Genomic DNA, 14,808 nt, shown 5'->3' on the forward strand with positions numbered 1-14,808 from the left:
GAAGACCAGAGTCTCGCCCAATGCACTGCCTCTAACGAATCTTCAGACTGGCCACGGCGACCAGAGCCAGAATCACCGAAATGATCCAGAAGCGAACGATGATCTTGGGTTCCGGCCAACCCTTGAGTTCGAAGTGATGATGCATGGGCGCCATGCGAAATACGCGCTTGCCGGTCAGGCGGAAGGAAACCACCTGCACCATGACCGATACGGCCTCCATCACGAATATCCCGCCCAGGATCGCCCAGGCGATTTCCTGGCGCACCACGACAGCCACGGTGCCCAGCGCAGCACCCAGGGACAAGGCGCCCACATCTCCCATGAACACCTGCGCGGGATAGCTGTTGAACCAGAGGAAGCCCAACCCCGCGCCCGCGATCGACGCGCAAATTATCATCAGCTCGCCCGCGTCGGCGACGTAGGGAACGCCGAGATAATCGGAAAATATGGCATTGCCTGCAATCCAGGCAAACAACCCCAGGGTAGCCGCCGCTATGGCAATGGGCATGATAGCGAGGCCGTCGAGACCGTCGGTGAGATTGACGGCGTTGCTGCTGCCCACAATCACGATCCAGGCGAACAGCGGAAACAGGATTCCGAGGTGCAGGTAGAGGTCCTTGAAATAGGGAATGAGCACCGCGTCCCGTGGTTCACCGACCGCGCTTAGCGCCACCAGCACCAGGATTGCGGCCACCGTCTGGAGCAGGAACTTCAGCCACGAGGGAAGACCTGCCGAGGTGCGCATGGACAGCTTGCGGTAGTCGTCCACAAGTCCAATAAGGCCGAAGCTGACCGTGGCGCCCAGAACCACCCAAACGTATCCGTTCGACAACTCGGCCCACAGCAAGGTCGATCCCAGCAGGGCCAGCAGAATAGGCACCCCGCCCAGAGTGGGCGTGCCGATCTTGGAAAAATGCGAGCTGGGGCCATCGTTGCGCACCGGCTGTGCCAGGCTGCTCAAGCGCAACCTGCGTATCACCATCGGGCCCAGCGCCAGTGACAGCACCAAGCTCGTGAGTGCTGCCAGCACTGTCCGTAACGTGATGTACTCGAAGACCCCGAAACCGGAGTGCCAATCGATCAACTGTCGCGCCAGATATTCAAGCATGATTCGTATCCCCCTTGGCCAGCTCGCGAGCTGCCTCGCGCAGCGCTTCGACGGCGCGCTCCATGGCCATGAAACGCGACCCCTTGACCAATGCGGTCACCCCACTGTGCAAATCCCGGCGTAAGTCGACGCAAAGATCTTCAACACGGCTGCGCCAAACGGCCTGGTCTCCAAAAGCCTTCGCCGCCTCGCGGCTGTCGTTGCCCGCGCAGTAGAGGCGGTCGACGCCGACACGGTGCGCTTCCTCGCCCACGCGGCGGTGCCAGACGGAGGAGTCCGGCCCGAGTTCGCCCATGTCACCCGCTACCAGCCAGCGCTCGCTGGGCTGCTCCGCCAGCACGCCGATCGCGGCGGACATGGAAGTGGGATTGGCGTTGTAGGAGTCGTCGATCACGCACACCCCGGCATCGTATTCGTGCACTTGCAGGCGCCCTGCAACCGCCTCGAAGTCCGCCAGCCCATCCACCATGGCAGCCAGCCCAGCGCCAGCCGTGGAAGCCAGTGCGCATGCCGCGAGCGCGTTGCGCAGATTGTGGGCGCCAATCAGCCGCGTCTCAATGCGCGCCACACCCGCCGGGCAATGCAATTCGAAACAGAGGCCCTTGTCGATACGCCTGGCGTTGCGGGCGGAGAACTCGCCATCCCCGCCAAAGCGCAACACTCTGCGCGAGCCGAGCAGGCCGCGCCAATAGTCGGAGAAGGGTGTTTCCGCGGGCAATACCCCCACGCCCTCGGACGGCAGGCCCATCATCAGCGCACCCTTTTCGCGCGCAACGTTCTCGACATCGCCCAAGCCTTCGAGATGGGCCGGCGATGCGTTAAGCACCGCGCCCGCTGTCGGCTCGGCAATTTCCGCAAGTCGAGCAATATCTCCGGGCCGACTGGCACCCAATTCCAGAACTGCCGCCCGGTGCTGTGCCGAGAGCTCAAGCAGCGTTAGCGGCAGGCCCACCTCATTGTTGAAACTGCGAGGTGAGGAAAGCACGGCTTCGGCACCCCACTCGGCGCGCAGAATCGCCGCCGCAAGTTCCTTGACAGTGGTCTTGCCGTTGCTGCCTGTAATCCCGATCAGTGGAATGTCGAATCGCTTCCGCCAGGCATTGGCGCATTCCGCCAATGCCTGGCGCGTATCGCGGACGACAATCTGCGTAATGTCCTCGGGCAGCAGGCGGGACAGAACCGCGCCGCTCGCGCCTCCGGCAACCGCGGCGCTGAGGAAATCGGCACCATCGAAGCAGTCGCCGCGCAAGGCAAAAAACAACGCTCCGCGCACGTCTGCGCGGGTGTCGGTGCAAACGCCCGTAAAGCGGCGGTCGGGACCGTGCAGTTCGCCGCCCATGGCCGCCGCCCACTCCGATAAGCTACCCGAAATCACCGCGCAGCCCCCGGGTATGCAGCCATCGCCTCGCGCACCGTTGAGGCATCGGAAAAGGGCAGCACCCTGCCCCCGCTCACCTGAAAGGTTTCGTGGCCCTTGCCGGCCACCAGCACGATATCGCCGGGCTGAGCCGCCTGCAACGCCTCCCGAATCGCCCGTTTGCGGTCGAGTTGCACTACCGCCTGTCCGGAAACGCCCGCCAACACCTGCTCGGCAATTTCCCGCGGGTCCTCTCCGCGCGGGTTGTCGGAGGTAATGAACAGTTCATCGGCCAGCGCGTCGGCCACGCGCCCCATTTCGGCCCGTTTGCCGGCGTCGCGTTCCCCGCCGCAACCCATGACGCACCACAGGCGCTTGGGTTGGCGGGCCCGCAGCCCTTCCAGCACGGCGCCGAGCGCCTCGGGCGTATGCGCAAAATCAACGAAAGCGTCGGGCAAGCCTTGGCCGCCGAAGCGCTGCATGCGCCCGGGAGGCGCCGGACATTTCGACAGCGCATCTGCCGATTCCCGGCGGTCTATGCCCAAGGCCAGGAGCAGCCCGCAGGCCAGCGCCAGGTTGGCGCCGTTGAAGCCGCCGTGCAGGCGGCTGGTGAGCGTGAAACGCTGCCCGTTCTCTGCCAGCTCCAGCCACAGCCCCTCAGGCTTAGGGCTAGCCTTGACGAGCGACAAATCGGCAGCGCTGCGGCCTTCGCAGGCAACGCGAAACACTTTTCCAAGACAGCGCTGCGCGAGTTCCGCACCGAAGGGATCATCCACATTGATTACCGAGATTTCCGGGTCATGCTCTAGGAACAGGCGCTGCTTGGCTCGCCTGTAGGCGCCCTCATCGCCGTGATAGTCGAGGTGGTCGCGGCCCATTTGCGTGAACGCTGCCAAGCGCACCTTGAGGCCGCCGAGCCGCTGCTGATCAAGGCCCTGGGAGGATGCCTCCAGGAATACGTGCGCAACCCCGTCGTCCGCCAGCACCCGTAACCGCCGGTGTAGTTCGTCCGGATCCGGCGTCGTCATCGCGCTGGGCCAAGACTGCGCGGGACGCCCCCAACCCAAAGTGCCCATGAAGGCCGCCGGACTGCCAAGCGAATGCAGGGCGTGGGCCGCCAGCCATGCCACGGTGGTCTTGCCGTTGGTGCCTGTGATGCAGGTCATCGACAGGCTCTGCGAAGGATGCCCGTAGTAGGCGTCGGCAATCAGGCCGACCTTGCTGCGCAGCTTGGGAACGGCAAACTGCCGCAGGTCTTTCTTGGTCGGCGGGGCAGATACGCCCCGCGCGGGCTCCCAGGCAACCGCCGAGGCCCCGCGCTGCAAGGCCTGGGAAAGAAATTGCAGACCGTGACGAGCGCCGGCGCAGGCCAGAAACAGCCCGCGCGGGACCACGCGCGCGCTGTGCATCGCCAGCCCCCGCACCCGAATGTCCGGAGCACGGAAGCCGATATGCGCGAAAACAGGACGCAGCGCGACCGTGCCTCGATCGACCGCCTTCTCGTTCATTGCCCGGCTACCACCGCCTCTGCCGACTGCTGAACGCCGTCCATGGGCGCGCCGACAAGACGCAGCGCACCAACGACGACGCGGGAGAACACGGGGGCGGCGGTCTGGCCGCCGAAGTATCCTCCGGTCATCGGTTCGTCAATCACCACCACGGCGGCTATGCGCGGGTTGGAGGCCGGCGCGTAACCCACGAACAGGGCAGTATGGCGTTCGGATTCGTATCCTTCAGGGCCAAGCTTTTCGACCGTGCCTGTCTTGCCCGCCACCCGGTAGCCCGCAATCCGCGCCCGGGTGGCGGTGCCGCCGGCGCCGATCGGCTCCTCCAGCAGCGAGGACATCGCGGCAGCAATGTGCGGCTTCAAAACCCGCACGCCCCGGGGGTGTTCGTTCTCGTTGCGCTTGAGAAGACTTACGGGTATGACGCGCCCTTGATTGGCGAATACCGTGTAGGCCCTGACCAGTTGCAGCGGCGTAACCGCAAGTCCGTAGCCATACGCCATGACCGCCTGATCGACCGGGCGCCAGTACTCATAGCTGGACAAGGAACCCTCGGCCTCGCCAGGAAACCCGCTCTCCGTTGTGCGCGCCAGCCCGACGCTTCTGAGGATGCTCCACAATCGCTGGGGCTCCAGAGACAGCGCAACCGTGGTGGCGCCAACCTGGCTGGAGCGCCGCATCAGCGTAGCGAAATCTATGACGCCCAGCGCCGTGCGGTCCTTGATGGTCTTTGAGCCCACCTGAATAAAGCCGGGTCCGGTATCGATCCGGTCTTCGAGCGACCAAGCGCCGTCTTCCAGCGCCGCCGCCAACACCAGCGGCTTGATCGTCGAACCCGGCTCGAGCAGGTCCAGAACCGCACGGTTACGGTAATTCGCAGGCTTGAGCTGCCTGCGGTCATTGGGATTGAACGAAGGAAGGCTGGCCATTGCCAGAACTTCGCCGCTGCGCACATCAAGCAGCACGATCGAACCGGTGCGCGCCTGGTGGCGCTCCACGGCTTCCTTGAGTTCGCGGTAGGCCAGGAACTGAATTCTCAAGTCCAGACCGAGTTGCAGATCGCGGCCGTGCTTGAGGGGTTCGATGCCGGCGATATCCCGCACGTGTCGGCCCAGCCGGTCGGTAATCACCAGCTTGCGCCCGTCGCTGCCCTTCAGGGTGGAGTCAAAGGACAACTCCAGCCCCTCCTGGCCGTTCTCATCAATGTCGGCAAAACCCACCAAGTGACCGGTATATTCGCCCGCCGGGTAATAACGCCGGTATTCCCGGCGCAACTGCAAGCCCGGCGCTTCGAGCTCGATGACCGGGCGCGAGCGGTTTGGCGGCAAGCCGCGCTTCAACCAGACGAACTCGCGGCCGCGCGCGCGGGCCAGACGGTCTTCGAGCTGCTGCGCCGTGCTGCCGAAGGCGGCGGCAATCTGGGGAAGATAGGGGCGCAGTGCGTCCAGGCTGTCGGGATGCGCCCAAAAACTGTCCACCGGTGCGCTGACCGCCAGGGGCTGGCCATTGCGGTCCAGAATTCGACCTCTGCGGGCAACGATGATCGCTTGCTTGACTTGCTGGGCATCCGCCCGAGATTCCAGGAAATCGCTCTGCAAAAGCTGCAGTTGCACGGCCCTACCCGCCAGTATGAGTCCGCCAACGAGTAGCGCAACGCTCAAGACCGTTACGCGGTTCCTGAGCCCGCGAGGCATGTTCTGTGCGCGTCCGGTCATGACCTACGGCTCCGCCGTATCCGAGCGCGCGGACTGTCGGCCGGCGGAATGCAAACGCAGGAAAACGATGTCCTGCCTGCCCGGCTCACGCATCCCCAGCCGCTCCCTGGCCTCGCGGTCGATCCGCAGGTAGCCCATCGTCGTGGCCCGCTCCAACTGCAGCGCGCCCCATTCCACTTCCAGCTCGTCTCGCTCGGAAATAAGGTCCTGGACGATTCCGAATTGCGCGCGGTGTGCATGCCGCGCATAAGCAAGCAGCACTCCACTGATCAGGATCGCCGCTCCCAAACAGAACAGAACCACGGAGGCAAGGCCGTCCCGCTTCATGATGCGGCGGCTGCCGCAAGCCGTTCGGCGACGCGCAGGCGAGCGCTGCGAGCCCGCGGGTTGCGCGCGCGCTCCTCATCCGAGGGTCGCCGCGCTCTGCCTATGGTGCGCAGCAGCGGCTGCGCCGCAGACGGGATTGCAGGAAGGCGGGTAAGTTGCGGGGGCAGCCGCGAGGCATTGCGGATATAGCGCTTGGCGATGCGGTCTTCGAGAGAGTGGAATGAAATCACGCACAACCGCCCGCCCGGACGCAGGCACCCTACCGCTTGCGGTAGAGCTTCTTGCAGGGCCGCAAGTTCCTGATTGACGAATATGCGCAAGGCCATGAAGGTTCTGGTGGCGGGGTGCAGGCCAGGCTTGCCCCTGCCGGTGGCGCCGGCGACGATATCGGCCAGTTCGGAACACCGCGCGATGGGACGGCGGCTGCAGATGGCGCGGGCAATTCTGCGCGCTTGGGGCTCCTCGCCGTAACGCCGCAAGACGCGCGCAATCTCCGACTCGGAGGCGCCGGCCAGCCACTCGGCAGCGCTGCGTCCCACATCCGGGTTCATGCGCATGTCCAACGGTCCGGAGGAGTGGAGGCTGAAGCCACGGCCCGGATCGCCAAGCTGTGGGAGGGATACGCCAAGATCGAACAGAATGCCACCGACCCGACCTTGCCAGCCCTTGCCGCGCAGTACCGAGTCGAGGCTGCGGAAATTCGCATGTTCGACTGAAAACCTCGGGTCTTCGTGTTCAAGGGCCCGAGCCGCGCGCACCGCGTCCGGGTCCCAATCCAGCGCAAGCAGCCTTCCGTCGGTGGCCAGTCCCGCAAGAATGGCCCGGCTGTGACCGCCCCGACCGAAGGTGGCGTCAACGTAGAGACCATTGGGCTCCAACGCCAGCCCGGCAAGCGTTTCCTGCAGCATCGCGGGTTCATGTTCGAGCCTTGCACCAGTGTTCAAAGCTGTACGCTGCGCAAGGCGGCATCCAGCGATTCGCTCTGCGCGCTGACAGCCAGCGCCCGTTGACGCCACCGCGCCGCATCCCACAGTTCAAAGCGTTGGCCCAGCGTCAGCAGGGTGGCACGGCGCTCCAGCCCGCAGTATTCGCGCAACTCCGCCGGCACCCGCAAACGTCCCGCCGCGTCCAGGCCAACTTCGCTGGCAAAACCCACGATCAGCCTCTGCACATCCCGGACACCCGTCTGCTGCATAAGCGCATCGCTGATCCGAGCCCAATCCTTGGGCTGGTATATGAGTACGCAGCGGTCCGGGTGAACGGTACAAACCACTTGTCCTTCGGTCGCGCTGGCAAGGCTCTGTCGGTAGCGCGCAGGCAGGCCGAAACGGCCTTTCGAATCAAGGGTTACATTGGCGGGGCCTTGAAACATGGACTATCGCTGAAACCCACAATTTGCCACAGGCTCCCACTATACCCCAAATAACTGCAAGCGTAAAAGCGCCTGTGCAGACGCAATCCGTTGCAAACTGCATTGCGTCAAGAACACCGAAGGACGATATTGGGCGGCGGGCCACGCCGGCGACCAAGGCGCAGGCGCATTTCACCTGCGAGCGGGCTGGCCCGGAGTCGAGCGAGATGACCAGACTAGCCGGCGGGGATGGTCAACACTTGGCCGACGCGCAGGTGGTCATTGGGAAGATTGTTGGCGCGCTTCAGTACCCGCAATGGCACCTTGAAGCGGTGCGCTATTCCGCTAAGCGTATCGCCCCTGCGGGCTACATAACGCTGCTCGGGCACCACTCCGGCAGCCACCTGCTGGGCAATCAGGGTGCCGCGCGGCGGGTTCTTGTAGAAATAAGCGCGCACACCCGCCAACAGCGCGCGCGCCAACTGTTCCTGGTAGGCGGAAGTTCTCAGCAGGCGCTCGTCCTGCGGGTTGGAGATGTATGCGGTTTCCACCAATATGGAAGGCACGTCATGCGCCTTGAGCACCGCGAAGGGCGCTTTCTGTACGCGACTCTTGCGCACTTGGCCCACGCCATGGAGATGCTGCAGCACATCGTCGCCCACTTCCAGACTCGCGCCAATGGATGCGTTCTGCTGCAAGTCGATGATCATGCTGGTCACCGTGGGCGGGTATTCGTCCAGTTCGATTCCGCCCAACAGGTCGGCGGCGTTCTCGCGCCGCGCCAGCCGCCGCGCCTCATCCGAGGAACCCTTCTCCGAAAGCACGTAAACGCTCGCACCCCGCACGCGGCGGTTCCGCACCGCGTCCGCATGCACCGAAACGAATAAATCCGCGTTGCGCTGCCTGGCAAGCTCGTAGCGGCTGCGCAACTTGAGGTAGTAATCGCCGTTGCGCGTGAGCATGGCCTGCATACCGGGTTCGGCATCAATCAGGCGCGCCAGCCGCCGGGAAATCGCCAGAACGGCGGTTTTCTCGTAAAAGCCGTTTCTGCCTATGGCGCCCGGATCCTTGCCGCCGTGACCGGGATCAATCGCAACCAGCACATCGCGGGCAAGCGGGTGTTGATTGGTGTCGGCGGCAACTTCGGAATTCTCGCCACCAGGATAGATGTCCACCACGATACGGTGTCTTTCGCCCGCCTTTGCGGCTGCGATCGTGATACTTTCTGCGGTGGCCGAAGCATACAGGTCGAAGACCACGCGCAGCTTGCCGCCCTGATGCTGGGCGTGTCGCATGCCGCGAATGATCCCGGTGCCTCGTTCCGGCAAACTGGCGTGAATTGCGCTCGAAGAAATATCCACTACCACCCGCGGCTGATTATCGAGCACCAGTAGCTTGTGGCTGCGGCTGCGGTCCAGCTCCAGAACCAGCCGGGTCTTGGAGTCGTACTCGGCGACGCGAATGGCTTCTATGCGGGCAGGCGCAGCGCTAAGAGCGCCTGCCAACAGCGCGCCGCAAAGGCCGAAGGCGAACCGGCAAACAGTCATGGCTGCTGGAATCTCCGCAGTTGTTCGCCAGCGAGTATAGACCTGCGAGCCTGCTTGTCAAATCAAATATCTTTATTTATGAACCGGGTATTGCCACTACCTAATACAATTATTTCTTGTCCGGTGATGCGAGGTCGGGATGGCTGGCGCGGCGCAGGCCTGCAAGCACGATAACCCCCTGCGCCGAATTGACTTGCGCCTGCACAATCCTGCCGCGGTCCGCATGACGCAGGCCAAGCGCCACATCGGCCGTGCCCAGCCGCCCACCGGCATTCGCAAACCACTCCACCAGCAACACCTTGCCGTTTGCCGCAGGCACGGTCGGAAGATCGTCCAGCAATCCGAGTTCGTCCAATTCCGAAGCGCGCTGCAGACGATACAAGTCGATATGCAGAACCTCCAGCACATGGGGAAGGCCGGACGGGTCAATGGCATAGGGATGCACCAAGCCGTACGTGGGGCTGGTGACCGGCGAGTTCACGCCCAGCGAACGCAGCGCGGCGCCGATCATGGTTGTCTTGCCTGATCCTAATTCGCCATCGAAACCCAGCACCAGCGTTTGCCGGCACTCAAGGGCACCGATCAGAGCCTCGCCCATGGCCCGCCCGAGCGCATCCAGCGCGCTGGGGCTGGAGGCCAGAAAGGAAGCCGTCCGGGCCGACGGCGCGGCGCGCAAGACTCAATGATCCTCGCGCAGCCGTTCCGCGGCAAGCGCCCGGCTGCGCGGGCCCAGAGGAAAACTCTTGGACCCGGCATGAACAATGTCGAATCTGGACAGCGACAGTTCTTCCTGAATTCTGCGCATAGCGCGCGTCAAGCGCGGGCGGACTGTTCTGCGTATCTGGAATCCGCGCCGCATTGGGCCCGTTTGCGCTATGAGGTCAACCTTGGCGCCCGTGTGGGCGGCCCAGAAGCAATAGCTGGTGTCCTGATGCCCAAGGGAATTCATGAGATTTTCGACGACAAGTCCTTCCCACGACGCCCACGATCTCGGGTACCGCTCAAGCTCCCGATAAGTCGTGATTCCCAGGCAATAATGCAGCAAGCCGGTGTCGCGAAAATACACCTTGGGCGACTTGACCTGGCGCCTCGGAAGATCGGCCTGCCAAGGTGGAATTCGCCGCACGATGGAAGCCGCCTCCAGAATCTCGAGATAGCGGCGGGCGGTATGGTGGGAAACGCCGAGCGAACGGGCCAGTTCCGAGCCGTTCCATACCTGCCCGTGGCATTGCGCAAGCATGCCCCAGAAACGCTCAATAAGCGTTACCGAGGTGTTGCCGGTAAGACGATAGATGTCCCTTTCCATGAAGTCGCGGACGTAATTCTCCCTAAACGCGTAGCTTTGCTGGTCGTCAGCGGCGGAAAAAGAGTCAGGCAAACCACCCCGCAGCCATAGAACATTCAACTGCGGCGGCGGAATCTCCTCCGCCAGCAAACCCGGAAGCTCATAGCGCGCGGCCAGATCCCCCAAAGGTTCGAGCAGCGCGCGAAGACTCTTGTCTTCGATACTGCTGATCAGCAGAAAGCGCGCCTGCGTCCAGGTTCGCCCCGCCAAATCGCGCAACTTCGCCAGCACCTGCGGGCTGCGGTGAACTTCGTCCAGGATGACCAGGCCCCTCAGGTTGGCCAACTCCAGGCCAGGATCGCCGAGCTGAGCGCGTCCGGTGAGCGTCTCCAAGTCGAAATAGTGAGAATTCCAGCGCCAGCGGCTGGCAAATTCCCGCGCAAGCGTAGTCTTTCCGGCCGCCCGCGCCCCGATCAGCGCAACTACGGAATGGCTGGAAAACAACCTGCGCAGTGCTCGGATATGCCCCTCGCGCTCGATCATTGGGCCTGGGAGAGAAAATTGGAGAGCTGCAGTCTATTTTTCTCAATGCCCCGTGTCAAACCAAATCGGGAGAGCATTCAGGCTGCATATGCGGCGGAGACTGTCGGGATATGCGGGCAAAGGCCTGCCAAGGCTAACTGCCGGCGCTTTGCCGCTGCCTTAGAATGCTGAGTCAAGGTTTCAGAAACACGGCGGTCAAGCCGCCAAGGCTTGGGAGGATAGTCCTATGAAAACAATCGCTTCGCTCGTGGCGGGATTCCTGCTCTACGCATCGGCCGCAGTCAGCATGGGTGAAACGGAGCCGATAACCCGACAGCCGTGGCAGGAAGTGGTGGTGAGCGTTAGCGATATCGACCGCACGGCAAGATTTTTCGTGGAGATCGGTGGCTACGTCGCAAAGTGGCGCGGCCCCCTGGACGAGTCCCTGATAGCCGCCTGGGAGTTGCCGCAGGGAGCTTCCGGGGAAGCGCTGCTGCTCGGACCAGCAGACTACGAAACCGGCTTGGTTCGGCTGGTCCGCTTCGACGACGCCGGGCCGCGCGTGCCGATGCGCCCCGGCTCCAGAACCTGGGATACCGGTTGTTTCTTCAGCATGATGGTGCGGATGAAGAATATGGAGGAGATTTACCGGCAAGCAATCGAGCTCGGCTGGTGGACCGAAACTCCAATTGCTCCGGTGAACTTTCGGGGTTCCGAACTGCGCGCAGTGATCTACCGTGGACCGGATGGCATACAGGTGTCGGGCTATGAGCGGCTCTATCCTCCGCTTCCGGACTCCATTCCACCGTTCGAGAGCTTTACCGGGCCCTTCAACATGATGCAGATGGTGAACGACCGCGACGCCACGCACGACTTCTTTACCCAAATTCTCGGATTCGAATCAAACTACAGGGGCGATCCTTTCGTGGCCAAGGAACCAACCCCCCACCCGCTGGGTATCCCCTTGAGCCTCAGCACCTCAGTGCTATACCGCGCCGGCATCGTGTATCCACAGCCAAGCAATTTCGGGCGCATGGAAATGGTTGAGTTCATGAGCATGCGAGGCTTTGATTTCTCCGAGCGTTGTCATGCCCCCAACCTGGGTATTCTGGCGGTGCGTTTTCCGGTTGACGACGCGCAAGCCGCCTTGCAGTTGATCGAAGAGCGCGGCTGGCCAATCAGAAACGCAGTCGCGCCCATAAGTTTGGAGCCCTACGGGCCAATCGAGATGTTCGCCGTGGAGACGCCGGACAACGCCATCATCCAGCTCTACTCCGAGGCGCGCTAACGAGAGCTTAAGTCCGATAAAACGCTGGTTCTGATGGTCAGGGCCAACATGAGCCCGTGCGGAAAGTCGCGGCGCTAGGGCCCGGTGCGGCGAAATGGCTGGGTCATGGATTTACCACCTGCCTGAGGGCCGCGACAAGATCGCTGGCGAGCATCCCGCGCTGCCCGCTGCGCGCTGCAATATCTCCGGCGCGCGCGTGAACATAGGCCGCCAGGGCCGCTACGTCCTCAAGCGGCTCGGCCGGGAATTGCGCCCATAAGCCCGCCAGCAGCCCGGTCAACACGTCACCCATGCCGGCCGTCGCCATGCCGGGGTTGCCGGCGTCGATAACCCAGGGCGCCTGTTCCCCGCCGGCAATCAGCGTGTGCGCCCCCTTGAGCAGAACCACCGCACCAACAAGATGCCGGAGCTGATGCAGAGCGCCTGGCCGATCCGCCTGCACCTGCGCGCTCGAACACTTCAGCAACCGACCCGCTTCGCCCGGATGCGGCGTAATGACCAGCCGGGCCGCATCGCGCTGCCCATCACCCGGCCCATCGCGGAAGTCCGGCGACTCGGCGAGCAGATTCAATCCGTCGGCGTCAATCAGGCGAGGCAGGCCGCTTTCCGATACCGCCGCGAACAATTCGCGCGCCCACCGATCCTGGCCCAGTCCGCAACCCACCGCGACCACGCTGGCGCGCTCCAGCAGGGGCGCCAAGTCGCCGGACTGACGAACTGCCGTCACCATGAGCTCCGGCCTGCTCTTGAGCAGTTCCGCCGCATGCTCCGGGTGCGTCGCAACCGAAACCAGCCCCGCGCCGGCGCGCAAGGCGCCCTCCCCGGCCAACCGCGCGGCCCCGCCCATGCCGGAACCACCGCCAACCACCAGCACATGACCGAAACGGCCCTTGTGATCGGCCCGCCGCCGGGCGGCCAGCATCGCGCGCCAGCTTTCCTCGGCAAATATCCGCAATCGACTATCTCCATCAGACGCGGTCTCCGCCTCTCGAAGCTGCGCAGGCCGCACATGCCCCAACGGCTCCAGCACGCGCTCTCCAGCGTGGTCGGGAGCTTCGCCCAGGAACAGGCCGCATTTCTCGGCGATAAAGGTGACGGTTAACGTGGCGCGCACCGCTGCTCCCATGACACTTCCGCTATCGGCATGGATTCCGGTGGGGACATCCACGGCCAACACCGGCACGCCAGACTGATTCACGGCCCTTACCGCGTCGAGGTAGCGGCCCGTTAGCGAACGGTCCAAGCCGATTCCGAGCATGGCGTCGATGATGAGGTCGCATTCAGGAAGCGCGCCGCCCTCGAAAGACGCAGCGGAGACGTCCGCAGCCGTCATCGCCTCGAACTGGGTTGCCGCATCGCCCTGCGGCGGACGCTGCGGCGACAACAGCAGAATCTCGACCTCAAGGCCCTGTTTCTTCGCCAGCCTCGCAATCACGAACCCATCGCCGGCGTTGTTGCCCGAACCCGCCATCACCAGCCAGCGGCGAGCATCCGGAAAACGCTCGCGCCCGCGCTCGAAAGCCGCAGTGCCGGCGCGCTCCATCAGCGCATTGGCGTCAATGCCCTCGGCGATCATCACGACACGTTCCAACGTGCGCACCACCGATGCCGGGTAAGCGGTTCGAACATTCATCAAAACGAATATAGCCCCAAGCAGGGTCCAAAGCGGCAGCCGCCATCGCTCCAGTCAATATTGCGGCAATATTGAGCCCTATGGGGCCCGTCACCGACTATTCCGCGCTTGCCGCCGCACTGCCCGGCATGGCGCGGGAGTTCGGCTTCGAACACGCCGGTGTGGCCGGCATCAACTTGGCGGAAGCCGAGCAAAGACTGGAGCGCTGGCTGGAACTGGGCCGACACGGAACCATGCACTGGATGGCCCGCCACGGCCGCAAGCGTTCGCGCCCCGAAGCGCTGCTGCCCGGAACACTGCGCGTGGTGTGCGTGCGCATGCATTACTGGCCACACCAGGCGGCGCCCGCATTGTCGGTGCTGGCCGATCCGCAAAAAGCGTACATCTCCCGTTATGCCTTGGGCCGCGATTACCACCGGCTGATGCGCAAGCGCCTCAAGGGGCTGGCCGAACGCATCGCCGAACAAGCCGGCCCCATGGGCTACCGAGTGTTCGTGGACAGCGCACCGGTAATGGAAAAGCCGCTGGCGGCGCAGGCCGGACTGGGCTGGATCGGGAAACACACGAACCTGCTCAACCGCCACGAAGGCTCATGGTTTTTCCTGGGCGAGATCTACACCAACCTGCCGCTGCCCGTGAACCGGCCGGTCAGAAATCACTGCGGCAGTTGCACGGCATGCCTGGACATCTGCCCCACGCGCGCCATCGTCGCCCCCTATCAATTGGACGCCCGCCGCTGCGTTTCCTATCTGACGATCGAACACCGGGGGCCCATCCCCAAGGAACTGCGCCCCATGATCGGCAACCGCATCTTCGGCTGCGACGACTGCCAACTCGTCTGCCCCTGGAACCGCCACGCGCGGGCCAGCGAGGAAGCGGCGTTCGCGCCCCGCAACGGCCTGGACGACAGCGCCCTCGCCACCCTCTTTGCCTGGTCGGAGGAAGAGTGGCGCGAGAACACGCGCGGCAGCGCGCTGCGCCGCGCCGGTTACCTGGGATGGCTGAGAAACATCGCCGTCGCCCTCGGCAACGCCCCTCGCTCCGCGCCCGCAATCGAAGCCTTGCGCCGCCGCACCTCGCATGCCAGCGACCTCGTGCGCGAACACGTGAGCTGGGCACTGCAACGCATTTCGGCGACCCCATAGCCCCTCTACGCCGAGGAACTCAGCA

The 14,808-nt window shown here is 63.9% G+C and carries 13 protein-coding genes; 2 read left to right on the top strand and 11 right to left on the bottom strand.

Going from position 1 to position 14,808, the window contains the following annotated elements; all coding sequences use genetic code 11:
* Positions 1-31: 31 nt before the first annotated feature.
* From mraY to ACWCOO_RS08955, 10 genes are all read right to left on the bottom strand, one after another.
* A complete protein-coding gene (mraY, locus tag ACWCOO_RS08910; RefSeq protein ID WP_446830635.1) occupies positions 32-1,108 on the bottom strand; it encodes a phospho-N-acetylmuramoyl-pentapeptide-transferase in 1,077 nt (358 codons plus the stop codon).
* On the bottom strand, positions 1,101-2,483 hold the full coding sequence (locus tag ACWCOO_RS08915; protein WP_446830636.1) for a UDP-N-acetylmuramoyl-tripeptide--D-alanyl-D-alanine ligase: 1,383 nt from the start codon (positions 2,481-2,483) through the stop codon (positions 1,101-1,103). The genes mraY and ACWCOO_RS08915 overlap by 8 nt, the downstream gene beginning before the upstream one ends.
* Positions 2,480-3,973 carry a UDP-N-acetylmuramoyl-L-alanyl-D-glutamate--2,6-diaminopimelate ligase gene (locus tag ACWCOO_RS08920; protein WP_446830637.1) on the bottom strand — a complete coding sequence of 498 codons (1,494 nt, stop codon included), beginning with the start codon at positions 3,971-3,973 and terminating at the stop codon, positions 2,480-2,482. Before ACWCOO_RS08920 ends, ACWCOO_RS08915 begins: the two co-directional genes overlap by 4 nt.
* Positions 3,970-5,685 (bottom strand): peptidoglycan D,D-transpeptidase FtsI family protein, encoded by a 1,716-nt coding sequence (locus ACWCOO_RS08925; protein WP_446830638.1) that lies wholly within the window; start codon positions 5,683-5,685, stop codon positions 3,970-3,972. The genes ACWCOO_RS08920 and ACWCOO_RS08925 overlap by 4 nt, the downstream gene beginning before the upstream one ends.
* Positions 5,686-5,688: 3 nt before the next feature.
* The gene (ftsL, locus tag ACWCOO_RS08930) at positions 5,689-6,012 is read right to left on the bottom strand and encodes a cell division protein FtsL (RefSeq protein WP_446830639.1); all 324 of its coding nucleotides are present in this window, start codon (positions 6,010-6,012) and stop codon (positions 5,689-5,691) included.
* Positions 6,009-6,920 (bottom strand): 16S rRNA (cytosine(1402)-N(4))-methyltransferase RsmH, encoded by a 912-nt coding sequence (gene rsmH / locus ACWCOO_RS08935; RefSeq protein ID WP_446830640.1) that lies wholly within the window; start codon positions 6,918-6,920, stop codon positions 6,009-6,011. Before rsmH ends, ftsL begins: the two co-directional genes overlap by 4 nt.
* A gap of 32 nt (positions 6,921-6,952) precedes the next feature.
* Positions 6,953-7,384 carry a division/cell wall cluster transcriptional repressor MraZ gene (gene mraZ, locus ACWCOO_RS08940; RefSeq protein ID WP_446830641.1) on the bottom strand — a complete coding sequence of 144 codons (432 nt, stop codon included), beginning with the start codon at positions 7,382-7,384 and terminating at the stop codon, positions 6,953-6,955.
* A 215-nt stretch (positions 7,385-7,599) separates the two neighbouring features.
* Complete coding sequence (locus ACWCOO_RS08945; protein WP_446830642.1) at positions 7,600-8,910, bottom strand: N-acetylmuramoyl-L-alanine amidase; 1,311 nt, start codon at positions 8,908-8,910, stop codon at positions 7,600-7,602.
* 109 nt (positions 8,911-9,019) lie between these two features.
* Positions 9,020-9,586: a tRNA (adenosine(37)-N6)-threonylcarbamoyltransferase complex ATPase subunit type 1 TsaE gene (gene tsaE, locus ACWCOO_RS08950; RefSeq protein ID WP_446830643.1), complete on the bottom strand. Its 567-nt coding sequence runs from the start codon at positions 9,584-9,586 to the stop codon at positions 9,020-9,022.
* Positions 9,587-9,589: 3 nt separating this feature from the next.
* Positions 9,590-10,738, bottom strand: coding sequence for an ATP-binding protein (locus ACWCOO_RS08955; RefSeq protein ID WP_446830644.1), 1,149 nt, complete (start codon positions 10,736-10,738; stop codon positions 9,590-9,592).
* A 226-nt stretch (positions 10,739-10,964) separates the two neighbouring features.
* Here ACWCOO_RS08955 and ACWCOO_RS08960 point away from each other — a divergent pair, with 226 nt between their 5' ends.
* Entirely contained in the window at positions 10,965-12,005 is a 1,041-nt protein-coding gene (locus tag ACWCOO_RS08960) for a hypothetical protein (protein WP_446830645.1), read from the top strand.
* Between the two features lie 103 nt (positions 12,006-12,108).
* On the opposite strand, the gene ACWCOO_RS08965 is transcribed toward ACWCOO_RS08960, so the two are convergent.
* A complete protein-coding gene (locus ACWCOO_RS08965; RefSeq protein ID WP_446830646.1) occupies positions 12,109-13,638 on the bottom strand; it encodes an NAD(P)H-hydrate dehydratase in 1,530 nt (509 codons plus the stop codon).
* An 80-nt stretch (positions 13,639-13,718) separates the two neighbouring features.
* On the opposite strand from ACWCOO_RS08965, the gene queG reads away from it, so the two are divergent.
* Positions 13,719-14,783 carry a tRNA epoxyqueuosine(34) reductase QueG gene (queG, locus tag ACWCOO_RS08970; protein WP_446830647.1) on the top strand — a complete coding sequence of 355 codons (1,065 nt, stop codon included), beginning with the start codon at positions 13,719-13,721 and terminating at the stop codon, positions 14,781-14,783.
* The last annotated feature ends 25 nt before the right edge of the window (positions 14,784-14,808 follow it).

The sequence above is a fragment of the Candidatus Foliamicus sp. genome (assembly GCF_965221325.1).
Lineage (GTDB): Bacteria > Pseudomonadota > Gammaproteobacteria > Steroidobacterales > Foliamicaceae > Foliamicus.